The organism is Bacillus sp. J41TS8, assembly GCF_018333035.1.
Classification (GTDB): Bacteria; Bacillota; Bacilli; order Bacillales; family Bacillaceae; genus Bacillus; species Bacillus paralicheniformis.
This window is the reverse complement of record NZ_BORF01000008.1, coordinates 166,122-188,782: the sequence shown is the minus strand read 5'-3', so window position 1 is coordinate 188,782 and position 22,661 is coordinate 166,122. Positions and strand designations below refer to the sequence as shown.

Here is a 22,661-nt window from a genome sequence, read left to right as displayed (position 1 = left end):
GCTGTTCGCGCTGATCTTTAGAGTGCTTAGACAACATGGAAAAACCTCCAAAAACTAGATTTCACTCACATTTTAACAAAAAAAGCTTGTCGATCAAGCCACTTTTTATGGCTTTGTCGACAAGCTGCAAGCTCTCTGTAAAAGAGAGCTTTTTAAGAATTCAATTGTTAAACTCACAAAAGTCCTATAAGCTATAATCAAATAATGATTATTTGTGAAAAAGAAAACCCTAGGCTAGGCCTAGGGTTCAAAAGCTTTCAGCGTTGTATGAAGAAAAACTCCCCCCGGGTGCTAAAATATTTTTGGTTCGCCAACCAAAATATCAAGATACGGAGGAGTTTTTCATGTCAAAAGACACTAACAGTTTAGCACATACAACACGGAATTGTAAGTATCACATCGTACTTGCGCCGAAGCACAAAAGGCAAGTCATTTATGAAAAAAAATCAAAAAAGATATTAGAAAATTACTGCTGAGTTCAAGAAGCTCATTGGATATGATGAAACCAAATAAAGAAACTTTTTTCAATGATGAAGCGTACAATTCATACTTGAAAATGAAAACACGAAAATTCAAGGATGCTCTCATAAACAAATAAAAATTTTTCGGTATGTGAAGCAGATTTAAACTCCTTTGAAAAGAAAACTGGAAAGATTATAAAACAAGTACCCCTAATCCCTTTAAATAAAAATTACCTTAATTATTCCAAATTGACATTGAGAATAATCCGGGAATAGGATATCCTTAAAGACAAACTTGCTGTAAGAATGAGGGATTTATGGTAAGGGGGATCTTTCAAAAATGAATAGTAATACTGTGTGGCAAAAAAACTTCACTTTTCTGTTTTGCTCTAAGATGATAAAGATAACGGCCGATTCTTTAGCATTTAACACAATCCTGTGGTTTCTTATTTTAGATGGAAAAGGGGCTATTGGGACAGCTTTTTTAATAGCTGTAAGTTTTCTTCCTCAAGCTATTTTGGGGCCAATCATTACTCCTTTGATGAAAACGGATCAATTAAAATTTTGGATGTTCTTTTCAGACTTAACTAGGGCATTCATCATGTTGATTATTCCGGTTTTCTATTTTAATGGCTTTTCTCCTTTGCCGTTTATCATATTGCTTATGCTTTTGCATTCTGCAACGGGAGCCTCATATGACCCTGCTTCTGTTTCTTTAATTCCGAAAATTGTGAAAGAGGATATTATTCAAAAGGCAAATGCGACAATACAATCCGCAGGCCAAGCAATAAAACTAGGAGCAGTTACACTCTGCGGTGTTTTAATTGTATTGATCGGTGCAGCTCAGACAATGCTTCTGATATTACCTCTCTATGTAATGTCAGCTATTTTGGTCTTATTCATTCAATATGGTGGGAGTGAGGCGGAAGAGAATGCGAGAGCAACTCAATCACGAGAGCCATATTTGAAGAAGTTAAGAAGGGGATTTACGCTTGTAAGACGTCATCATATTTTATTTCCATTAGCGATTTTCTGTGTGTTTTTGAACTTAGGATCGGCACCTTGGGAGGCGCTTGCAGCAGTCTATATAGCGGAAGATTTAAACCAGGGGGCAATCATTCATTCTATAGTGAGGGTTCTAACTACCGGCGGAGCATTTTTAATGGGTTTCATACTGACTAGAGTGAGAGTAAATCGTTATGGGTTGTTGTTTGTTGCCGCCGGCATTATAGAAGGAACAGCTTTTTTCATTACAGGTATGAATTCGCTTTTAATATTGGTGTTTGCAGCAGCTTTTATCTTAGGAGCAACAATTAGTGCAATAAATGTTCCAGAGCATACGATCATTCAAATATCGGTAAATGATGAGGATCAGCCGCAGGTATATGCTGTCATCAGTATGATTTCATATGTGATGATTCCTATCGGTGCTTTAGCGGCGGGATATGCTGCCACTGTTTTTGGGGCAGGAAAAGTCATTGCTTTTGGAGGGGTAGTCGAAATACTTGCAGGACTTGGTATCCTAGCTTTCACAAAACCAGGAAAATCTCAACGATCCGATTTATCAAAGGCCAAAAAAGATAGCTTTGAGCTATAACAATATTAGTGAGTTCAATTTTCGGCATAACAATTATAGATATTTTTCGTTCTTAAAATTCAGATAATTCGATATAATGGAATAAAATCTGTTATTTATTGGAATATTCAATGAAGGTAATGTCGATCTTACATCAAAAAGGGATTGAATGTTACAGAGATAAAATATTCACATAGAGAGGGGTTTATTAAATGTCTACTGAGAGTGTTATTCCTTATGATCTAGTAGCAACGAAGATGAACTATTGGTATAACTGTATAAAAAATAATAGAAGCGCTGCTGCTGAAAAAGCAAAAACTGAAGTTGAACAAGAAATAAAAGTAATGGAAGAAAACCAAGATGCTCTTGTTTACTTTTCACTGTTGGATTTTCGTCATCAGCTTATGCTGGAAGAACTTTATCCAAACGCTGACTTAAAGATAGACAAACATTATCAAGAGTTGAAAGAAACAAGAGGATGTCAAGACCTTAACGGAATGCTTGAATATTATTATCACTTTTTTATGGGGATGTACTATTTCAGACAAAAAGAACTCGTATTCTCATTGAATTGCTATAGAAAGGCTGAATTGGAAATAGAAGCGATTGAAGGAGATAGTACAGAAAAGGCTGAGTTCTATTTTAAAATGGCTGAGGTATATTATCACATGAAGCAAACATATTTCTCTATGAATTATGCTAAGCGTGCTTACGCTATTTATAAACAAGAGCCAGCTTACGGTAACAGACGTGTACATTGTCAGTTTGTTATAGCAGGTAACTGGCTAGACAATATGCATATGGAAGAGGCCATGAAGCATTTCAAACAAGCACTAGAGGATGCAGAGAAATTTGGCGAAAATTATTTGATCAGAAAAGCACTGTTTAACATTGGAGTATGTTATACTAACCTTGAAGAATTTGATAAAGCATCCGAATTTTATCTAAAATCCCTAGATATTCTTAAACCGAAAAATGATGAATTTACGGCAAGAGCTTTATACCTTTTGGCTTACACAAAAGCAAGGCAAAATGATCTGAGGTCGTCAAAAAAATTCTATGAGAAATCATTAAAGCTAGCTCAGCAAAACAATATTGCAGAAACATTGGCGACATTGAAGATCGTTAAAGGAATTTACTTAGATTCCGATTTGGACCTTGTAAGAGAAGCCTTCGAGTTTTTCGAAGAAAAAAAGCTATATCCTGATATGGAATGGTATGGAATCTGTATAGGTGACGCTTTAACTGAACAAGGTGAAATTCGGGGTGCAAATGAGTTTTATCGTAAAGCAATTGAAGCACGAAAACAAATTCGAAGGGGAGATTTTCTAAATGAAATCTAAACTATTGATTTGTGCAGTCTTATTGCTGGGTTTCACAGGAGTTGCTGCTTCTTCGTATATTCATACGGAAAATGACAGTTATGATGTTGCGATTAGAATTGAAACTTGAAGTTAAATCATAAGGTTTTAAGATAACCCTCTCTCTGTTTCTTGCAATATTAACAGAGGGAGGGTTATTAGTCTCACTAACATTTCTTCGAATAATTGGCGAATCGCATTTCGACTTCCTGCTCCCACAACATATACGCGCACCAATACTTGGACTTAACATAGGCTAATCTGTAATAAAGTTTATGGTTGTGAAAATAAGGGGTGAGGAACAGCACCTCATATGTTGCTGCTTATCTTCCAAAGAGAGTGCGGTCTTTTTAGTCGCACAGATCTATGGAGCGCTATTAAAAGCAATAAACTCCGTCAATACCTCCTTTAATTCTCATTGATTAAGGAAATACAGTTCAGAGAAATACCATCTTTTCATGAACCTCCTCAAATATTTTTATACTTTTCGGTTTTTCCTCTGCAATTTCAAAATTTTCTTTCGCAGGTTCATCTTGAACTTGCTCCATTGAGCTTTTTTAATAATCCAGTCACCGCAATGTTCACTGTAAAAATACTTAGATTAAATTGTGATTCACTTTTGTTGCCTGTGCTACCTAACGATAAGCTCCCTGTAAAAGATTCAATATGTCACCATTCATCTAGACGACATTACCTCACAAATATAGAAAATTTAAAAAGAGGAGATGAAGAAAAGGAAACATCTTCATATTGAAAAATTGTAAAAATGTGTATTATTTTTGAATTATTTTTCAATTCTACACCATTTGACAATTTTTTCATCCTTTTGGTGTTAAGCTCAAGGTGTCTATTAAATGGACAAGCATTTAATAGGTAAACAAAACGAAAAGGGGATGTGTTTATGTTTAAAAACAAACTCAAAAAAGTAGCGGGAGCGGTTGCAGTTGCTGGGGCTCTGTTGGTATCCGGATTACCTGCAAGTGCTGCGCCGGATTTAACTCCGATTCGAGACAAGTATCCAGACGCCTATCAATTCCAATGGAATGGCAACAATACTGTAACTGTTTTCTTTAGAGACAGCCAAGGTAAATCTTATCATGAAACATATACATGTGTTACGGTTATACAAGGAACTTGCTACGTGTATAAGTAAACCGTAAGACAAAATTCTGTCTCAATCGTTTGTATTCTTATTCTTCCTGAGACAGAATTTTTTTCATTAACCAAATCAGTTACTTTCACCTCTCTGTGTCCAAATCCTCTTTATTTATGCCCCTCTCGTTGATCAATGAAAACAAAGCTGGAACAGTTTTCCGCGGCACCATCAGAATATGCTTGCGCCAATATGAGTTTTTCACAGTTTACAGGGGAGAGCTGAACAGCGGCCGCAGCACACCTTCAGACTGACTGGCCTAAGGGTCTTATCTAGCGAATAATGTCGGAGACGCTCTCATAGCATCATTATTGAAAAATAAGTCTGTTTCATGTGGTAATCGAGTGTCAATGAAATGGAACATTCCTATCAAAGTCCCGGCATTCCTGGTAAGTTTTCAAGGCCTATGTTTTCTTCTAGCTCACCATCGTTTTTCACAAGTTATCATTCATTAATGTCTAAACGCGAGTAGATTCGTATAGTAAGACATCATGGGTTTCTTCCATGATTTTTATTTTTTGCGTAACCTCTTACCGCATTTCTTCTGCTCTCTCCGACTCAATTCTTTTTACATGCCAATGATTGTCGCTAAGCGGCTGATTTACATCATCAATAGGCAAAGCTATAAGTTTGGCAGAACCTTTCTTGCACCTAAAAACAGCCATGAACAAAGTACAAACGGCATTGTTAGGGCAGGGAGTCCATATGGCAAAAGATACGTGCTGAGGCCTGCTGTTATAGGCACTGTCAGACAAGCTGAAATGATCCCTGATAAAAATGCAAACCGGTTATGTTCACTTTTAAAAACGGCAGATACGGCCAGGATTGTTAAAATTGCATTATACCCGTAAAGACCCAATGTGATGAGAGAACGCTCCCCTCCTAAAAGGAATGCAATGATGATGGCAACTGCATTTCCGATAACTGCATAAAGTCCCAGTTTTCTTCCTGCCCAAAATACGGCTAGAAAAATTAAAATCCCGGATACTGTGTTATTCAGAAAAAATACTTGTCCAATTCCATGAAAGACCCCGTCTACTAAATTGACTCCCCCTGCTGTCTTTAGTTCCCAGTGTGTTAAATCCTGAGGTATCAGGGCAGAGCTTAATTTAACCCCATTTAATTTGTATGAAGCCAGCAATATAAACCATGTCAGGATAACAAAGGGGAATGTAAGAATTGGAACTTCGGTTCTTTTCGTAAAATGCATCATGGCGGCTGTAAAAATGGCTGCTAAGGCTGATCCAATTAAAGCGACAAGCCACATGTAAGGGCCAGTTAAGAATGATGCCAATGCCATTCCTGTTAACACAGAATTATATCCTAATAGACCCTCATTTATAATCTTTTCATCTGCCGCTCCCAATTTCCCTACTAAAGTACCGATAATAGCGGACAACAAAGCGATTATACCTAAATAATAGGAAAAAATAGTAATGGCTATAAGGATTAGAAAGCCGGTCATAACATTCTCAATCAGGATGACTTGAGAGATGCCTTTGAGAGAAGCTGTTATTAAACGGGAAAACACCCCCTCGCTTAATAAATGATGTTTGTTTTTTCGCATAATGAATATTCTCCTTTCTTTTCAAGGTTATATATCTTCAGTGTATCATATATAAATTTTTGAATATATAAATTGACATATATGTAAAAAATGATATACATTTAAAACAGAAGCAGGGGAATCAAATATATTTTCAGTTTTTTAGTTTTTGCGCTTTCAGCTCAGAATGTTAATGAACTGGCTCCCCCTTATATGAATGCTCACCGTTTGGTCGTAATAAAAATACAGGGAGGTTTTGTGATGCAACTATTACCGCGTGAAGTAGACAAGCTTATGATTGTTGTCGCAGCAGATCTTGCGAAGCGACGTAAAGAACGGGGGTTAAAATTGAATCACCCGGAAGCAGTAGCCCTGATAACGTATGAAGTGTTGGAAGGAGCACGGGATGGAAAAACAGTTGCGGAGTTGATGGAATATGGAACAACCATATTGTCGCGGGAAGATGTAATGGAAGGCATTCCGGAAATGATTGATGATATCCAGGTAGAAGCTACATTTCCAGACGGCACAAAGCTTGTCACTGTACATAGTCCAATTAAATAAAATTGGTAGGAGGCTATTTATATGGAACCTGGACAACTATTTTTAAAAGAAACAGATGTCATTTGTAATGTCGGAAGAGCGGCGTCCAAATTGACTGTAACGAATACAGGTGATCGCCCAGTTCAAGTAGGTTCACATTTTCATTTTTATGAAGTGAATGAAGCGCTTCAATTCAAACGAGAAGAAGCATTTGGAAAGCGACTAAACATTCCGGCAGGAGCGGCTGTGCGTTTTGAGCCCGGTGATGAAAAAGAAGTGGAATTAGTGCCTTACGCCGGCGAACGCCGGGTATACGGATTTAATAATAAAGTGGACGGATCATTAGAAAAAGAGGGGAACCAATCATGAGTTTCAAGATGCCAAGAAAGCAATACGCTGAAATGTACGGCCCGACTACAGGGGACTCTATTCGTCTGGCAGATACAGATTTGCTCATCCAAATCGAGAAAGACTACACAACATATGGAGATGAAGTGGTATTCGGCGGCGGTAAAGTTATTCGTGATGGAATGGGACAACACCCTTTAGTTACACGTGGAGAGGGAATAGCAGATGTTGTCATTACGAATGCTGTTGTCTTAGATTACACTGGTATTTATAAAGCGGACATTGGAATTCGTGATGGCAAAATCGCTGGAATCGGGAAAGCAGGTAATCCGCTAATCATGGACAATGTGGATATTGTGATTGGCGCCGGTACAGAAGTTATTGCTGCTGAAGGTATGATCGTCACTCCAGGTGGAATTGACACTCACGTCCATTTTATTAATCCGGAGCAAATCAGAACAGCATTAGCTTCAGGTCTTACCACCTTAATTGGAGGAGGAACAGGCCCTGCTGCAGGATCAAAGGCTACTACAGTTACACCGGGCGAGTGGCATATACACCGAATGCTTGAAGCGGCAGAGGGCATGCCGATTAATGTTGGGTTTACAGGAAAAGGACAAGCCGCTTCAGAAGCTCCGCTGGCAGAGCAAGTACGCGCCGGCGCCATTGGACTGAAAGTTCATGAGGACTGGGGCGCTACAGCTTCAGCTATCGATCATGCGCTAAGTGTGGCTGACAAATATGATGTTCAGGTTGCCCTTCACGCGGATACATTAAACGAAGGCGGATTTATGGAAAATACAATGGCCGCTATTAAAAATCGCGTCATTCACATGTACCATACAGAGGGGGCAGGGGGAGGACATGCTCCTGACTTAATTAAATCGGCCAGCTTTAACAATGTTCTGCCGTCATCTACGAACCCGACATTACCTTATACAGTTAATACGGTAGACGAGCACTTAGATATGTTAATGGTCTGTCACCACTTGAATCCATCCATCCCGGAAGATTTGGCGTTTGCTGACTCACGTATCAGACGCGAAACGATTGCAGCTGAGGATATTCTCCAGGATATGGGAGTATTCAGTATGACTAGTTCGGATGCCCAAGCGATGGGACGGATTGGAGAAGTCATTTTACGTACATGGCAAGTAGCCGATAAGATGAAAAAACAAAGAGGAACAATGGCGGGCGACAGCGAGCTTTCGGACAACAACCGCGTCAAACGTTATATTGCCAAATATACAATGAATCCTGCCATTACGCATGGTATTTCCGAATATGTCGGTTCTATCGAGACAGGGAAAATGGCCGATCTCGTTGTCTGGAATCCAGCATTTTTCGGTGTGAAGCCTGAAATGGTGATTAAAAGCGGCTTTGTTGCAGAGAGCTTAATGGGAGATGCTAACGCCTCTATTCCGACACCGCAGCCTGTTATTTACCGTCCGATGTATGGGCAGTTTGGCAAGGCGCTGTCCAGCACTTCCATTACGTTTATTTCCCAGGCAGCTTTCGATGACAAAGTGCATGAGAAGCTTGGATTGCAGAAAATCATTCTTCCGGTTCGCGGCATTCGCAAACTAACGAAAAAAGATATGAAGCTGAATGGCGAAACTCCTGAAATAACGGTCGATCCACAAACATATGAAGTGAAAGTAAATGGCCAATTAATTACATGTGACCCTGTTGATAAGGTGCCAATGGGTCAACGATATTTCCTATTCTGAGGTGAGAGTCATGATAATTGAACAAATCGTAACAAATATTGAAAACATGGAAAAAGAGGAAATTGAAAAACGTCATATTGAAAAAGTTTACCTCGAAAGTGCTCATTTGGTAAAACGAATCCAACGGGTGAAAACAGATCATGGCAACGAAATTGGAATACGCTTAAAAGAACCGTGTGACCTTGTCGCTGGTGATGTTTTGTATATGAATGATCAAAATATGATCGTTATCGATGTATTATCCGATGATTTATTAGTCATCAAACCGCGCACTTTGAATGAAATGGGAACGATCGCTCATCAATTAGGAAATCGCCACCTGCCGGCGCAGTTTGAAGAGGACGAAATGCTTGTTCAATATGATTATCTTGTAGAAGAGTTACTTCAAGACATGCAAATTCCATATAAACGTGAAGACCGAAAAGTAAAACAGGCTTTCCGCCATATCGGCCATAGCCATGATTAATATTCTATCTTTACTCCAACTATGCGATTCAAATTTCCCTATCGGGGCTTTTAGTCATTCGTATGGTCTTGAGACCTATATTCAAGAAGATAAAGTCTATGATCAAGCAACGTTCGTACAATGGCTTCATACATATGTAAACGAGCAGCTTATTTATTCTGATGGGTTGGCATCCCGCCTAGTATATGAAGCGTTAGAGAATGAAGATTTACAAACAGTATGGAAATTAGATCGCATGTTGACTGTTCAAAATTTGCCGCGTGAAACAAGAGAAGGAACCCAAAGGATGGGCGAGCGGATGTTAAATCTTATTGAATCCCTATATGAGATACCCATTCTTTCAACATATCGGGAGCGTATAGATCAAAAGCAATCGTTTGGCCATCCCTCCATTGTATTTACGATTGTAGGTCATCATCTTGGTGTCCCTTCATCAACGACTACTTTGTACTATTTGTATTCTGCAGTCTCAAATCTTGTCCAAAATGCGGTACGCGCTGTCCCTCTGGGGCAAGTGGCAGGTCAAAAGACAATTCAAGAATTTCAGACTGTTTTAATCGAAGCAACAGAAAAAATTCAAAGTTTACATGAAGAAGAATTTGGGATTGTTTCCCCCGGTTTGGAATTATCTCAGATGATGCACGAGCGTGTAAATATTCGTATTTTCATGTCTTAATAAAAAAAGGAAGTGTTAGGTATGAATCCAGTTAGGATCGGTGTAGGAGGACCTGTAGGAGCAGGGAAAACGATGTTAGTCGAAAAAATAACCCGGCATTTACAAGATGAAATGAGTATGGCAGTTGTGACAAACGACATTTATACAAAAGAAGATGCCAAATTTTTAATGAACAACGGAGTGCTTCCCGCAGATCGCATTATAGGTGTGGAAACAGGCGGATGCCCTCATACGGCAATACGCGAAGACGCATCAATGAACTTTGCAGCCATTGATGAGCTAGTGAAGAAGAATCCAGACGTTGAACTTATTTTCGTTGAAAGCGGCGGGGATAATCTGGCAGCCACATTCAGCCCTGAACTTGTTGACTTTTCAATCTATATTATTGATGTGGCCCAAGGGGAGAAAATACCGCGAAAAGGCGGTCAAGGAATGATTAAATCTGATTTATTTATCATCAATAAAACAGATTTAGCGCCTTTCGTTGGAGCAAATCTGGATGTTATGGCATCTGATACGAAGGTTTTCCGCGGAGACAAGCCATTCGCTTTTACAAATTTAAAAACGAATGAAGGTCTTGATCAAGTCATTGACTGGATTAAGGAAAATGCACTATTAAAAGGACTGGAGTAAGATGGGGGACTGGACAGGCGTTTTGCGTTTGAGCGCTGAAGAAAAAAATGGAAAGACCATAGCGAAAAATGTGTATTTTCAAGGGGCGTATAAAGTCATGCGTCCTATTTATCATGATGAATCAGGACAAGCCTGTTATTACATTTTAAACCCCGGCGGCGGTTATTTAGACGGTGATCGCTATCAAATGAAGATTTCACTGGAGAAACAAGCAAGGTTAACATTAACAACCCAATCGGCAACTAAAATATATAAGACACCGCATACACATGCATATCAGGAAACTGAATTTAACCTTAAGGAAGGCAGTTATCTTGAGTACATTCCCGATCCGCTTATCGGCTATCAAAATGCACGGTATAAACAAAAAAATGTAGTATATATTGAAAAAGGATGTACGTTCCTTTATTCAGATATTGTGACTCCTGGCTGGTCTCCCAGTGGAGAAAAGTTTACCTATGATACGCTTCAATTCATTAATGAAATCTATATGGAAAATGAGCTGGCAGTCTATGACCATATCAAACTATGCCCAGCTAAACAAAATATCGATGGTCTCGGTTTAATGGAAGGCTATTCTCATTTAGGTTCCATGATTGTGATCAATGAAAAAGTAGATCTTGACCTTCTTGATCGTTTATATCAGGCCGTTGATACTCAGACAAAAGAATATAAAATAGGCATATCTTTATTGGCTGTCCCTGGATTTTCCGTACGGGTATTAGCAAATCAAACACAGATCATCGAAAGTCTGTTTTCCGAATTTCATCATATTCTCAACCAAGTATGGTTTAACAAAACCCCGAGTTTTTTAAGAAAATATTAACGGTGAAAAAAACCAGCAACTGTTCAATTGTTGGTTTTTTTCAGATTCAAGCTAAAAGGAGATGTATTTTGTGGAAGGCACATTATTCTCGGTTTTAATGTTGGCATTAATTTTAGGAATCAAGCATGCGATTGAACCCGACCATGTGATTGCGGTATCGACAATTGCAAGCCAAAGTAAAAAGTTATGGCAAGCTTCTTTAGCGGGCATATTTTGGGGCATAGGCCATACGGTAACATTATTTATAGTTGGAATCATTGTCATTGTAATGAAGGGGCAAATATCAGAAAAGTGGTCGATGTCCTTAGAATTTTTAGTAGGAATTATGCTTGTTTATTTAGGGGTTAAAACGATTCTGTCTTTCAAGAATAGCCATGTACATACGCATCAACATCAACATCTCCACACCCATCAAAGCAGCGGTGACCATAAACACCGCCATAAAAAGGTAACATACTTAAGATCAACATTCATCGGTTTAGTTCATGGTCTGGCCGGAAGCGGGGCCATGGTCTTATTAACGATAAGTACCGTAAAGAGTGTGGGGGAAGCGGCAATATATATTCTTATATTCGGCGCCGGAACAGTTATTGGTATGCTTTTCTTTACAACAATCATTGGAATTCCCTTTGTGCTGAGTAAGAAGCGAGGGGCAATCAGCGGAACACTAGGGATAACGACGGGTGTAATAAGTGCTGTTTTTGGTGTATACTATATGTATAACTTGGGTATTAATGAGGGCTTGTTTAACCTTTGGATTTAAAAATAGTATAAAGTAACCGCCATTAAGATTGAGGTGAATGATATAAATACTTTAGGATATGCCATTCTAAGCGTTCTCGGCAGAAAACCTTGTTCAGGATATGAGTTAGTTCAGTACCTCGAGGTAGTGTGGCCGGCAAAACATAGTCAAATATATCCTTTGCTAAATAAAATGAAACAAGAAGAATTTCTTGAATACGAGCATGTAGAACAAATAGGGAAACCTGATAAAAAAATTTATTCCATTACTGAAAAGGGAAAAGAAGCATTAGAAGATTGGATCGTCGTATCTCCTGCAGATCCAATAAATAGGGACGAATTTCTTATTAAAGTATATTCGATTTGGCTGTTGGAAGAGGAAGATTCTCTAAAATTAATTCAGGATCGAATCAGAAATTTAGAAAAAACAATTGATACCCAATTGAAAAAAATGGCGGAGCTAGAAAAAAACAAGGACTCAGATAGCATGTCAAAAAACTTTGGCCGTTATATCTTGATTGATCGCAAATTCAGACTGGCTAAAGAAGAAAAAACATGGTGTCAAAAGGTATTAAATCTAATAAAAGATAAGAAATTTAATTTTCCCTTTCTGTGTTATGTCAGTGTAGAAGGGATTAATGGAGCGGCACTGCTTATCTAGACAGAAAACGAATGTCACGTACATAAGATAAGGCGCCTCAATATAACACAGTGAGAACGCCGCATATTCACGCTCGCGTTCAAAAAACTAATGGTGCAGAAAAACGAAACGTGCCATTTTTGTTAAACAAACGAGGGGACTGCCCCGCAAGATGAGACAAATAAAAAACACCTTCGAGTTTGAAATCGGATCGATCTAATCCGAAATAAGACTTGGAGGTGTTTTTAAATGAGAATCGGGTTACATGGTTTGGTGATGAAAACGAGACTGAAGGGGAACTGAAGATGATTGGGGAAAAGACATTTGCTGTTCAGGGAATGACGGAAGCTATATTGAGTACCCTAATGATCACCATGACGCAATAAAGAAAATAAGAAAGAAGAGGGCAGAATGCAATCACGAGTGAAAAACAGACAACACCAATATATAAATAATCCAATAATCAACTTCGTAGATAAATTAATAGAACTCATAAAAAAAGCGCTTTATGGAATTGCTGGCGTTCTTTTGGTTTTTGTAGTAATGGCAGCTCTATACGTGATTGGGAGTGGAGGAGACGATAAAGCAGGGGATGAATTACGGCTCGGACAGTCTATTACAGGTGCTAATTCTATTGAGAATTTAGAGAAAAACTCCGGTAATTTATTCAACGTTGAAGGGGAGACAATTACTATTTCAAAGCATCAAAGAATAAAAATTATAAAAATTTTAGAAGAAGATAACTTGGCATTAATAGAAGTATTAAGCGGGTCTAATAAGGGCACTCAATGGTGGGTAAAAAAATCATCTATTAGAAGAGAGTATAAATCACGATCTTCGAAAAAGTAGGAAAATAAATATGAAGGCTTTTAATGAATATGCAAAAGGATATTTTGATGCTGAATTATATAGCGCTTAACATGAACTTGAAACACTAGTCAGTATCAGAGAGAGACTAACGGAAACTTTGGGGAAGATAGCATTCTAGTGAAGGGAATTATTTTATTTTTTGGAGGTTATAAATGTACTTTATATCAGGATTCATGTCGTGTTTGCTGGGGCTATCAATGTTATTTTCTGTACAGTTGTTATCTGTTGCTTTTCCTAATTATGTGATTGATGGGATTAGTGATGAAGAGACTTCAGCTTATTTTCAATCATCTGTGTTATTTTATCCTGTATTGTTAATGATCTTAGGTGTAATATTAATTATTGTTCATTTTCGAACAAAAAAGTGAGATTTTGAATAAAAATTACGGTTTTATTCTGAGCAAAGAGAGATGTGAAAATGGTAAATGTCTTAAAAAATGTCTTAAAAAATGACAGATTGGATGCATATCCATTATTTAAAAAGTTTTGTTTCCTCAAAGAAAAAGGGTTGCGAAAGGAATCCTTTAAAGCATTGTCCGCCTTTATTGATGAAGCAAAGACGTGGGATAATAATGTACAACAGCATTTTGCCAGTTGGCTATTTGCCTTATTTGAAGAATCAGATAATATTCATCATATACTCGTTTATCCTTTGGAGGAGGAACTTTTGAAGCCTTTACTTGAGAGATGGATGAAGAGTAATCCCGAAGATTCAAGACCATATAGATGGTATGGCGTGTTTTTAAATACTGAAAAACGTGTCGATTACTTAAACAACGCACTTAGACGTGGTGGCAGCAATGAACAATTATCCCTATTAACGCTAATCGATATTTATTTGAATGCTCTTTGGTATTCATTTCATCATATATCTGAAGATTTATATCTTGGCGATATTAAAGAAGATACAGTACTTCTTGCTAAGTCCCGGCAGTTAAATAACAAAGTAGAATGTGAACAAACAAGAAAAAACAATAACGAAGCACTTAACTATTATCAAGATCTATTGAATGACTGGGTGATGTTTAAAGAAGGGCAATCAAAAGGATTTGTTGAATGGTGTGAAAATAAGGGTAGAAACTATTATTGGGTCAAAGCTTATTATTATGAAAAATAACAATATGAAAAAGGACACAGCTAAGGAAATGAAATGCTGCAACAAGTATCCATTGACTGCACATTTTTTAATTAATTGCAAGCTTTAATTTTAAATAAACGAACTGAATAGGGTCTAAAACATTTTAAGGAGGATTATACGTGATTTGGTGGGCTAAACAAGGATGGCAGCTAATCTTAGGGTTTATTGTTGTTGCTGCGCTTTTTAGTTGTCTAGAGATTCCGATTCTCCATTAAATCACCTTCAGATATAAGTTTCGACTTTACGATGATTTAATCTTTTTGGTGCGATGAGCGCAGGGATAGGAATCATATTATTTGTTTCTCAGTTTGGCCAATAATTCTTTCCTTTGTTGTATAATGGAACCAAAACACAGGTTTCGTATGTCTTACGTTTTAGTTTCTTAAGTGCCCATTGTTTAGACGACTCGAAAATAGGTTCATACTTTGGTTTTGGCGAAAGGGGAGCCTAATAATGAAAATGGATGAGAAGAGGAAAGAGCTTCAAGAAAAATATAGGGAGGAAATGAAAAAGAAGAAAAATCACAGAACCTATACTATCGAAACAATTATTGTAATAGCAATTGTTCTGTTGTTTATTGCTTTAAATTTAATAATTGATGAATTTTAGCTCTAATAATCATTTTACGTAGAGGGGTTAATTTTGGTACTCAAAGAAAGAGGGCAAATAGATCAAGAATTTGGTGCTGAAGAAATCGCTGATTATTTAAGATTAAGAGGCTTTAAGCCGAAAGTAGATGTAATGCATTTTGGAGACCATTCCGGGGGAAGCATTACCTTTTGGTACAGACTCAGAAGATATTATATAGCTCTTGTTCAGTTCGATAAACCAGGAGATAAAGATCCATTAAGCAGCAAAAATGGTTTTACTCAATTAGGAATGGATTCTAAAGGACGAGCAGAAGAGATAATGATGCATTTGGTAGCATATTTTAATGGATGGTATCGTACAAATAAGGAGCCATTCCCAGAGGAAGAAGAATGGCTTAACTTATATCTTGAATACAATGAATGCGAATAAAAACCATCGTTTTATCTAGATATTAGAAAGCTTAAAGATATAATGAAAGTAAATACTCAAATCTCAATAATTAATTGTTTCATTAGATTAAAACTAATAATAATAAACAATTGTCATCCTGTTGCTAATCTGTAGTAAAAGTAATTGATCTTGATTTAATATGCGTTAATTGCCACGCATTTCATCACTTAGGATTTACTCAATCAAAAGCTAACAAAGAGAAGATGAAAGAACTGAGCTGAGCAACAGCCGCAACAATCTTCAGACTGACTGGATCCATTTTCCAAAGGTCCTCATCATTCATCATTTTCTTCCAATCTAACATGTCAACCCGTTAAGCATTCACCAAAAAAGCAAACAGAAATAAAAAATTGGTTTGTCCGCACAGCTTACCTGAATACAATAAGAAATAAAGTATTTCTCGGGAAAGCGCAGGTTTCAACAAGACCTGCCCCGTCCTTCTCAAAAAACATCGGAATGCGCAGTCATGTGGGCGTCTGTCACGGCTTAAGCGCGCCATGAATAGGATATAAAGAGAGAATGGTGAGGTGAGTGTGTTGGAAAGGGCTGTTACTTATAAAAACAACGGACAAATCAATATCATACTGAACGGTCAAAAGCAGGTTTTGGCCAATTCAGAGGCTGAAGCCGAATATCAGGCCGCACTGCAAAAAAATGAAGCCAAACACAGCATTCTGAAGGAAATTGAAAGGGAAATGAACACGCTGGTCGGGATGGAGGAAATGAAGCGCAATATTAAGGAAATCTACGCCTGGATTTTCGTCAATAAAAAGCGCGAAGAACAAGGCCTTAAAGCCGGAAAACAGGCGCTACACATGATGTTCAAAGGAAACCCGGGAACCGGAAAAACGACCGTCGCCAGGCTGATCGGCAGGCTTTTTTACGAGATGAATGTTCTCTCAAAAGGCCATCTGATCGAGGCGGAGCGCGCCGATCTTGTCGGTGAGTACATCGGTCATACGGCGCAAAAAACGAGGGATTTAATCAAAAAAGCGATGGGCGGAATCCTGTTCATTGATGAAGCCTATTCCCTTGCCAGAGGCGGAGAGAAAGACTTCGGCAAGGAGGCAATCGATACATTAGTCAAACATATGGAAGATAAGCGGAACGAATTTATTTTAATCCTCGCCGGATATTCGCGGGAAATGGATCATTTTCTTTCATTAAATCCAGGCCTTCAGTCAAGGTTTCCGATCAGCATCGATTTTCCCGATTACTCAGTCAGCCAGCTGATGGACATTGCGAAACGGATGATGGCGGAAAGGGAATATCAGTTCAGCCCTGAGGCCGAATGGAAGCTGAAAGACCATCTGATGGCCGTCAAAAGCACGGTCAGCCCCGCGAAGTTCAGCAACGGCCGCTTCGTCCGCAACCTGATCGAAAAATCCATCCGGTCGCAGGCGATGAGACTACTGATGGGAGACTGCTATTTAAAGAATGATCTGATAACCATTAAAAGCCAGGATCTCGACTTGAAGGAAGACGCGCCGCACGTATAATGGCGCGTTCTTTTTTTATTTTCGAGGATTTCTGGCAACCGCTCCCTCCGTTTGTTATGATAGTACTGCTTATTGACTAACGTTAAGAAAGGAACATGATCATTTGAACGGACAGGAAGTCATGAAAGAGAAAGCCATATTAGTCGGATGCCAGCTTCCGCACGTATCTGATGAGCGTTTTTCATACTCGATGGAAGAGCTCGCCGCGCTGACGAAAACGGCCGATGGAACGGTTGTTTCCACGGTCACGCAGAAGCGGAACCGTGTGGATGCTGCTACATATATCGGAAAAGGAAAAGTAGATGAATTGTCGGTGCTCTGTGAAGAGCTGTCGCCCGATGTTTTAATTTTTAATGATGAATTGTCGCCGAGTCAGCTGAAAGCGCTTGTCACAACGCTTGACGTGAAAATTATCGATAGGACGCAGTTGATCCTCGATATTTTCGCCAAACGCGCGCGGACAAGGGAAGGAAAGCTGCAAATTGAGCTGGCGCAGCTGCAATACGCCCTCCCGCGGTTAAGCGGCCAGGGAATCAACCTGTCAAGGCAAGGCGGCGGAATCGGAACAAGAGGCCCAGGGGAGACAAAGCTGGAAACCGACCGGCGTCATATCCGAAACCGGATTCATGAAATCAATGTTCAGCTGTCTACCGTCATTCGCCACAGAAGCAGATACAGAGAAAGAAGAAAGAAAAACGGCGTACTGCAAATCGCGCTCGTCGGCTACACCAATGCAGGGAAATCGACATGGTTTAACAGGCTTACAGACGCCGACAGCTATGAAGAAAACCTGCTGTTTGCCACACTTGACCCGATGACCCGCAAAATGACGCTGCCGAGCGGATACAGCGTGCTGCTCTCAGATACGGTCGGGTTTATTCAGGATCTGCCGACGACTTTGATCGCGGCTTTCAGATCGACGCTCGAAGAAGTAAAAGAAGCCGATCTGATTCTTCATATGATCGATTCTTCACACGAAGACTACGAGGGCCACGAAGCGACGGTCAAGCGCCTTCTTGAAGAACTTGAAGCCGACGATATTCCCGTTTTAACCGTCTATAATAAAAGAGACCGGAAGCGGCCGGATTTCATCCCTTCTTCAGGGAGAGGGCATATCATGACGAGCGCCAAAATAGACGGAGACTTGCCGCTGTTTAAGCAGGCGGTTGAAGACTATCTGAAAAAGGAACTGCTCGTTCCGTATGATGTAAGGATTCCTGCTTCAGAAGGAAGGCTGTTGTCGAGAATCAAGTCTGAGACAATGACGAACAGCACCATTTTTGACGAAGATCGCGAAGCATATGACGTGGAAGGATATATTCTCCCTGACCAAAACATTTTGGGAGAGCTGAAGAAGTATATGTAGGAAAGGACACTGCAGAACATGTTTGAGACATTAAAACACGGAGATCTACTAAAGAAAACGGCGGTAGAGGCTGAAACCGATATCGCTCAAATCCATAAAACAATTGATGAAATCAGTGAACGAAATGAGTGGAGGGTGCTTGAAAGCTACAGAAAGCACAAAGTATCGGATACGCATTTCACACCATCGACTGGCTACGGCTACGATGACATCGGCCGCGATACGCTGGAAAAAGTCTATGCCGACGTCTTCGGCGGTGAAGCGGCCCTTGTCAGACCGCAGATCATCTCGGGAACCCATGCGATATCAATTGCTTTATTCGGCGTTCTCCGTCCGGGAGATGAACTTCTTTACATCACAGGCAAACCGTACGATACCCTCGAAGAGATTGTCGGCGTCAGAGGTGAGGAAAACTCGGGGTCTTTGAAAGATTTCCAGATCGGATACAGCCATGTCGAGCTGACTGAAGAAGGAGCCGTTGATTTTGACCGCGTGGCAGAGTCCGTCACACCGCAGACAAAGGTCGTCGGAATCCAGCGCTCAAAAGGATACGCAGACCGTCCGTCTTTTACAATTGATGAGATTGAGAAGATGATTCGCTTTGTTAAAGAAATAAACGAGAACATCATCGTTTTCGTCGACAACTGTTACGGCGAATTTGTAGAAGAGCGTGAGCCGTGCCATGTTGGAGCGGATCTGATGGCAGGCTCGCTGATTAAAAACCCGGGAGGCGGCCTCGCCAAAACGGGCGGCTATATCGCCGGCAAGGAAAAATGGGTGAAAGCCTGCTCCTACAGAATGACATCACCTGGAATCGGCAGTGAAGCCGGTGCGTCGTTGTACACCCTTCAGGAGATGTACCAGGGCTTTTTCCTTGCGCCGCATGTCGTCTCCCAGGCATTAAAAGGAGCCGTGTTCACAGCCCGTTTTCTTGAAAAACTCGGCTTTAGGACGAATCCTTCGTGGGACAGCAAGCGGACCGATTTGATCCAGTCTGTCGAATTTTCCAACCCGGAGCAGATGATCGCGTTTTGTCAGGCCATTCAGTACGCTTCTCCTGTCAACGCCCATGTGACACCATATCCGAGCTATATGCCGGGCTATGAAGACGATGTCATTATGGCGGCCGGCACTTTTGTACAGGGAGCAAGCATTGAACTATCAGCGGATGGCCCTATAAGACCGCCTTATGTGGCATATGTCCAAGGCGGATTAACCTATTCCCATGTGAAGAATGCGATATGCAGTGCTGGGGATGCGCTCATGAAGCAGGGGTTAATGTAAAGAAAATAAAGAATATTTTCATGTAAAGAATCCTTACATCGTGTTGACACATTATATAACATAACATATAATAAATTTATATAAGAAAAGGAGGAAATTGAGATGAGTGATAAAATTCGCCGCTCAATGCCCTTATTTCCGATAGGTATCGTCATGCAACTGACCGAACTGTCTGCAAGACAAATTCGGTATTATGAGGAAAATGGACTGGTATTTCCTGCAAGAAGTGAAGGGAACAGACGTTTATTTTCATTCCATGATGTAGATAAGCTGCTCGAAATTAAAGATTTGATCGAACAAGGTGTAAACATGGCGGGGATCAAACAAATTTTCGCCAAAACAGAAAACGAACAAAAAGAAGACAAACAAGACAAGCCGAAAAAAGCAGAGAAACACAACTTGTCGGATGAAGAACTGAGAAAACTGCTGAAAAACGAGCTTATCCAAGCAGGCCGTTTCCAAAGAGGGACGACATTCCGCCAGGGAGACATGTCCAGGTTTTTTCATTAATTTGTTAGCAACTGCATTGCTATATACATTTACCTTTTAGAGGAGGAGTTTTACGAATGGCAAAGTATACAAGAGACGATATTGTTAAACTAGTAAATGAGGAGAATGTAAAATATATTCGCCTTCAGTTTACAGACATTCTTGGAACGATTAAAAACGTTGAAATTCCTGTGAGCCAGCTGGAAAAAGCACTTGATAATAAGGTTATGTTCGACGGCTCTTCAATCGAAGGATTCGTCCGCATTGAAGAATCCGATATGTACTTGTACCCTGATTTAGATACATTTGTGATTTTCCCGTGGACCGCCGAAAAAGGTAAAGTAGCCCGCTTCATCTGCGATATTTATAATCCGGACGGCACGCCGTTTCAAGGCGATCCGCGCAACAACTTGAAGCGCATTTTGAAAGAAATGGAAGACATGGGCTTCTCAGATTTCAATCTTGGACCGGAGCCGGAATTCTTCCTGTTCAAGCTTGACGAAAAAGGCGAGCCTACCCTTGAACTGAACGACAAAGGCGGATACTTCGACCTTGCGCCGACTGACCTTGGCGAAAACTGCCGCCGCGACATCGTACTTGAGCTCGAAGAAATGGGTTTTGAAATCGAAGCGTCTCACCACGAAGTTGCACCTGGACAGCACGAGATCGACTTCAAATACGCTGGAGCCATCCGCGCTTGCGATGATATCCAAACGTTCAAGCTCGTCGTTAAAACAATCGCGCGCAAACATGGCCTGCACGCAACATTCATGCCAAAACCGTTGTTCGGCGTAAACGGATCAGGCATGCACTGCAATCTATCACTCTTCCGAAACGGCGCCAACGCTTTCTTTGACAAAGACACTGACCTTCAGCTGAGTGAAACGGCAAAGCAATTCATCGCCGGCATCGTCAAGCACGCAACAAGCTTCACAGCTGTGACAAACCCGACTGTCAACTCTTACAAGCGCCTAGTTCCAGGCTATGAAGCACCTTGCTATGTGGCATGGAGCGCGCAAAACAGAAGCCCATTGATCCGTATCCCGGCTTCCCGCGGCATCAGCACGCGCGTAGAAGTCAGAAGCGTAGACCCTTCTGCGAACCCGTACCTTGCTTTGAGCGTACTTCTTGCAGCAGGACTTGACGGCATCAAAAACAAGCTTGAAGCACCGGCTCCGATCGACCGCAACATCTATGTCATGACAAAAGAAGAGCGCCTCGAAAACGGAATCGTCGACCTTCCTGCGACACTCGCAGACGCTCTCGAAGAATTCAAATCAAACGAAGTCATGGTCAAAGCCCTCGGCGACCATCTATTCGAACACTTCGTCGAAGCAAAAGAAATCGAATGGGATATGTTCCGCACACAAGTCCACCCTTGGGAGCGCGAACAGTATATGTCTCAGTATTAATTTAGGAATCCCCTTGGCACCGGTGGTGTCAGGGGGTTTTTTGTTTTTGTGGGTGTTTCTAATATTTTAAGAGGGAACATTAATCACCCACAAATCACCCACAAAAAATCAATAAAAAAATTACTCCATTATCGTGGAGATATACTCTTATATCTATTCATTGAATCCATGTCGATCCTGTCCGGCTCCGTCGGTAAGCGATTCAAGCCATCTGGCGGCATTCAGGAAAAAAGTTAATGCTCTGTTTGGGAATAAAACTGTGTCAAAGACAACATCATCTACGAGCCAGTCAAGCAAATCCACAGGGACCATTCTGGAAAAAAGGGTCGTCCGGTTCCAAGGTCAAGTCGCTGCAGAAACGCTTGAATGCCGCTGGCTTCTTTCTGCCGAAATACGGGGCCGATGGGTCTTAAGGGGATGAATCTGTGCAAGCTGTTAAAGCTCTGCAAAAGAAGGCGGGTATCGCGTTGGATGGAATTTACGGACCGGCTACAGAAAAAGCGCTCGTAGCTATTGAAGCGAAAAAGAAAAAGCCTTCCTCAAACGGCAAAAAATCATCCTACCCGCTGCCGTCTGGCATCTATAAGGTGAAAAGACCACTGATGAAAGGGACGGCCGTCCGGCAGATTCAAGAGGCGCTGGCATCACTTTATTTCTATCCAGACAAAGGAGCAAAAAACAACGGCATAGATGGTTATTACGGACCGAAGACAGCGAACGCGGTCAAACGGTTCTAGCTGATGCATGGGCTGTCTGTTGACGGTATTTACGGGCCAAAAACGAAGGCAAAACTCGAATCATTATTGAAGTGAAGACAAGGTCTTCTATCTTGAGGGCCTTCTTATACTAACCTTTTATCAGA

22 protein-coding genes and 2 pseudogenes are annotated in these 22,661 nt (G+C 40.4%); 23 read left to right on the top strand and 1 reads right to left on the bottom strand.

All coding sequences use genetic code 11. The annotated features are described in order from the left end of the window. Positions 1 to 344: 344 nt before the first annotated feature. The 4 genes and pseudogenes from KI350_RS13125 to KI350_RS13110 form a co-directional block, all read left to right on the top strand. Positions 345 to 458: pseudogene (locus tag KI350_RS13125) on the top strand (IS200/IS605 family transposase); the annotation flags it as partial. A gap of 343 nt (positions 459 to 801) precedes the next feature. Continuing rightward, positions 802 to 2,058, top strand: coding sequence for an MFS transporter (locus KI350_RS13120; protein ID WP_059231433.1), 1,257 nt, complete (start codon positions 802 to 804; stop codon positions 2,056 to 2,058). 191 nt (positions 2,059 to 2,249) lie between these two features. After that, entirely contained in the window at positions 2,250 to 3,380 is a 1,131-nt protein-coding gene (locus KI350_RS13115; protein ID WP_059231435.1) for a response regulator aspartate phosphatase, read from the top strand. Positions 3,381 to 4,299: 919 nt separating this feature from the next. Continuing rightward, the gene (locus KI350_RS13110) at positions 4,300 to 4,551 is read left to right on the top strand and encodes a hypothetical protein (protein ID WP_020451531.1); all 252 of its coding nucleotides are present in this window, start codon (positions 4,300 to 4,302) and stop codon (positions 4,549 to 4,551) included. A 622-nt stretch (positions 4,552 to 5,173) separates the two neighbouring features. Here the strand turns inward: KI350_RS13110 and KI350_RS13105 are convergent. Next, positions 5,174 to 6,118 carry an urea transporter gene (locus tag KI350_RS13105; RefSeq protein ID WP_059231437.1) on the bottom strand — a complete coding sequence of 315 codons (945 nt, stop codon included), beginning with the start codon at positions 6,116 to 6,118 and terminating at the stop codon, positions 5,174 to 5,176. A gap of 240 nt (positions 6,119 to 6,358) precedes the next feature. Between KI350_RS13105 and KI350_RS13100 the strand changes: the two genes are divergently transcribed. The 19 genes and pseudogenes from KI350_RS13100 to KI350_RS13010 form a co-directional block, all read left to right on the top strand. Next, positions 6,359 to 6,661, top strand: a complete 303-nt coding sequence (locus KI350_RS13100) for an urease subunit gamma (RefSeq protein ID WP_020451534.1) — start codon at positions 6,359 to 6,361, stop codon at positions 6,659 to 6,661. Positions 6,662 to 6,682: 21 nt separating this feature from the next. Continuing rightward, complete coding sequence (locus KI350_RS13095; protein WP_059231439.1) at positions 6,683 to 7,009, top strand: urease subunit beta; 327 nt, start codon at positions 6,683 to 6,685, stop codon at positions 7,007 to 7,009. After that, positions 7,006 to 8,718 (top strand): urease subunit alpha, encoded by a 1,713-nt coding sequence (gene ureC, locus KI350_RS13090; protein ID WP_059231441.1) that lies wholly within the window; start codon positions 7,006 to 7,008, stop codon positions 8,716 to 8,718. The genes KI350_RS13095 and ureC overlap by 4 nt, the downstream gene beginning before the upstream one ends. A gap of 10 nt (positions 8,719 to 8,728) precedes the next feature. Beyond that, a complete protein-coding gene (gene ureE, locus KI350_RS13085) occupies positions 8,729 to 9,184 on the top strand; it encodes an urease accessory protein UreE (protein WP_059231443.1) in 456 nt (151 codons plus the stop codon). Next, a complete protein-coding gene (locus KI350_RS13080) occupies positions 9,177 to 9,860 on the top strand; it encodes an urease accessory protein UreF (RefSeq protein ID WP_059231444.1) in 684 nt (227 codons plus the stop codon). Before ureE ends, KI350_RS13080 begins: the two co-directional genes overlap by 8 nt. A gap of 21 nt (positions 9,861 to 9,881) precedes the next feature. Then, entirely contained in the window at positions 9,882 to 10,493 is a 612-nt protein-coding gene (ureG, locus tag KI350_RS13075; RefSeq protein ID WP_059231446.1) for an urease accessory protein UreG, read from the top strand. A 1-nt stretch (position 10,494) separates the two neighbouring features. Beyond that, positions 10,495 to 11,319 (top strand): urease accessory protein UreD, encoded by an 825-nt coding sequence (locus KI350_RS13070; RefSeq protein WP_059231448.1) that lies wholly within the window; start codon positions 10,495 to 10,497, stop codon positions 11,317 to 11,319. A 70-nt stretch (positions 11,320 to 11,389) separates the two neighbouring features. After that, positions 11,390 to 12,082 carry a HoxN/HupN/NixA family nickel/cobalt transporter gene (locus KI350_RS13065; protein WP_059231450.1) on the top strand — a complete coding sequence of 231 codons (693 nt, stop codon included), beginning with the start codon at positions 11,390 to 11,392 and terminating at the stop codon, positions 12,080 to 12,082. Between the two features lie 33 nt (positions 12,083 to 12,115). After that, positions 12,116 to 12,721, top strand: a complete 606-nt coding sequence (locus tag KI350_RS13060) for a PadR family transcriptional regulator (protein ID WP_075213761.1) — start codon at positions 12,116 to 12,118, stop codon at positions 12,719 to 12,721. A gap of 390 nt (positions 12,722 to 13,111) precedes the next feature. Further along, the gene (locus tag KI350_RS13055) at positions 13,112 to 13,549 is read left to right on the top strand and encodes a hypothetical protein (RefSeq protein ID WP_059231455.1); all 438 of its coding nucleotides are present in this window, start codon (positions 13,112 to 13,114) and stop codon (positions 13,547 to 13,549) included. A gap of 439 nt (positions 13,550 to 13,988) precedes the next feature. Further along, positions 13,989 to 14,687: a hypothetical protein gene (locus KI350_RS13050; protein ID WP_143261093.1), complete on the top strand. Its 699-nt coding sequence runs from the start codon at positions 13,989 to 13,991 to the stop codon at positions 14,685 to 14,687. Positions 14,688 to 15,161: 474 nt separating this feature from the next. Beyond that, positions 15,162 to 15,317: a hypothetical protein gene (locus KI350_RS13045; protein ID WP_023857627.1), complete on the top strand. Its 156-nt coding sequence runs from the start codon at positions 15,162 to 15,164 to the stop codon at positions 15,315 to 15,317. 33 nt (positions 15,318 to 15,350) lie between these two features. After that, positions 15,351 to 15,728, top strand: coding sequence for a hypothetical protein (locus KI350_RS13040; RefSeq protein ID WP_103750441.1), 378 nt, complete (start codon positions 15,351 to 15,353; stop codon positions 15,726 to 15,728). Positions 15,729 to 16,282: 554 nt separating this feature from the next. Further along, positions 16,283 to 17,248: a stage V sporulation protein K gene (gene spoVK, locus KI350_RS13035; RefSeq protein WP_003182136.1), complete on the top strand. Its 966-nt coding sequence runs from the start codon at positions 16,283 to 16,285 to the stop codon at positions 17,246 to 17,248. A gap of 103 nt (positions 17,249 to 17,351) precedes the next feature. Next, positions 17,352 to 18,614: a GTPase HflX gene (gene hflX / locus KI350_RS13030; RefSeq protein ID WP_101560873.1), complete on the top strand. Its 1,263-nt coding sequence runs from the start codon at positions 17,352 to 17,354 to the stop codon at positions 18,612 to 18,614. Positions 18,615 to 18,632: 18 nt separating this feature from the next. Beyond that, positions 18,633 to 19,898, top strand: a complete 1,266-nt coding sequence (locus KI350_RS13025) for a methionine gamma-lyase family protein (RefSeq protein WP_143261091.1) — start codon at positions 18,633 to 18,635, stop codon at positions 19,896 to 19,898. Between the two features lie 102 nt (positions 19,899 to 20,000). Further along, positions 20,001 to 20,408, top strand: a complete 408-nt coding sequence (locus KI350_RS13020; protein ID WP_003182143.1) for a MerR family transcriptional regulator — start codon at positions 20,001 to 20,003, stop codon at positions 20,406 to 20,408. Between the two features lie 56 nt (positions 20,409 to 20,464). Continuing rightward, positions 20,465 to 21,799: a type I glutamate--ammonia ligase gene (glnA, locus tag KI350_RS13015; protein ID WP_020451550.1), complete on the top strand. Its 1,335-nt coding sequence runs from the start codon at positions 20,465 to 20,467 to the stop codon at positions 21,797 to 21,799. A 452-nt stretch (positions 21,800 to 22,251) separates the two neighbouring features. Further along, a pseudogene (locus KI350_RS13010) lies at positions 22,252 to 22,611 on the top strand (peptidoglycan-binding domain-containing protein); the annotation flags it as partial. Positions 22,612 to 22,661 lie beyond the last annotated feature (50 nt).

Bases quoted from the DNA above. Each gene is read 5' to 3' on its own strand.
- KI350_RS13120 (WP_059231433.1), top strand. From the start codon at position 802: ATGAATAGTAATACTGTGTGGCAAAAAAACTTCACTTTTCTGTTTTGC.
- KI350_RS13115 (WP_059231435.1), top strand. From the start codon at position 2,250: ATGTCTACTGAGAGTGTTATTCCTTATGATCTAGTAGCAACGAAGATG.
- KI350_RS13110 (WP_020451531.1), top strand. From the start codon at position 4,300: ATGTTTAAAAACAAACTCAAAAAAGTAGCGGGAGCGGTTGCAGTTGCT.
- KI350_RS13105 (WP_059231437.1), bottom strand. From the start codon at position 6,118: ATGCGAAAAAACAAACATCATTTATTAAGCGAGGGGGTGTTTTCCCGT.
- KI350_RS13100 (WP_020451534.1), top strand. From the start codon at position 6,359: ATGCAACTATTACCGCGTGAAGTAGACAAGCTTATGATTGTTGTCGCA.
- KI350_RS13095 (WP_059231439.1), top strand. From the start codon at position 6,683: ATGGAACCTGGACAACTATTTTTAAAAGAAACAGATGTCATTTGTAAT.
- ureC (WP_059231441.1), top strand. From the start codon at position 7,006: ATGAGTTTCAAGATGCCAAGAAAGCAATACGCTGAAATGTACGGCCCG.
- ureE (WP_059231443.1), top strand. From the start codon at position 8,729: ATGATAATTGAACAAATCGTAACAAATATTGAAAACATGGAAAAAGAG.
- KI350_RS13080 (WP_059231444.1), top strand. From the start codon at position 9,177: ATGATTAATATTCTATCTTTACTCCAACTATGCGATTCAAATTTCCCT.
- ureG (WP_059231446.1), top strand. From the start codon at position 9,882: ATGAATCCAGTTAGGATCGGTGTAGGAGGACCTGTAGGAGCAGGGAAA.
- KI350_RS13070 (WP_059231448.1), top strand. From the start codon at position 10,495: ATGGGGGACTGGACAGGCGTTTTGCGTTTGAGCGCTGAAGAAAAAAAT.
- KI350_RS13055 (WP_059231455.1), top strand. From the start codon at position 13,112: ATGCAATCACGAGTGAAAAACAGACAACACCAATATATAAATAATCCA.
- KI350_RS13050 (WP_143261093.1), top strand. From the start codon at position 13,989: ATGGTAAATGTCTTAAAAAATGTCTTAAAAAATGACAGATTGGATGCA.
- KI350_RS13045 (WP_023857627.1), top strand. From the start codon at position 15,162: ATGAAAATGGATGAGAAGAGGAAAGAGCTTCAAGAAAAATATAGGGAG.
- KI350_RS13025 (WP_143261091.1), top strand. From the start codon at position 18,633: ATGTTTGAGACATTAAAACACGGAGATCTACTAAAGAAAACGGCGGTA.
- KI350_RS13020 (WP_003182143.1), top strand. From the start codon at position 20,001: ATGAGTGATAAAATTCGCCGCTCAATGCCCTTATTTCCGATAGGTATC.
- glnA (WP_020451550.1), top strand. From the start codon at position 20,465: ATGGCAAAGTATACAAGAGACGATATTGTTAAACTAGTAAATGAGGAG.